At 67.3% G+C, this 312-nt stretch carries 1 protein-coding gene; it reads left to right on the plus strand.

The genetic code is table 11. The features are described from left to right. Nucleotides 1-312: hypothetical protein (locus tag G6N75_RS00400; RefSeq protein ID WP_206202826.1), on the plus strand; the 312-nt coding region annotated here is incomplete at both ends.

The raw sequence follows: 312 nt of genomic DNA on the forward strand, positions 1-312 counted from the left end.
GGCCGCGAACGCCATGCCGGTCACGGGTCCGGGCTGCTTCAGCTGCCACGGCAGCTTCGAGAGCTTCGACTTCGAGGCGGGCAATATCCACCTGGGTATCGCCGATCCGCTGACGGCCGACTGCACCGTTTGTCATGACGGCTCGCTGGCGCGCGCCACCGTGGCCGAGTTCCACAACGGCGCGACCACCGGCCGCGGCGGCATCATCTTCGATGGCGTCGACACCTCCGTGGTCGAAGGCGACAAGATCGACTGGCAGATCACCGGCGTTGTCGATGACGGCACCGACCTGGCGATCAGCTGGACGGCCAC

Source organism: Thioalkalivibrio sp. XN8, assembly GCF_011058255.1.
GTDB lineage: Bacteria > Pseudomonadota > Gammaproteobacteria > Steroidobacterales > XN24 > XN24.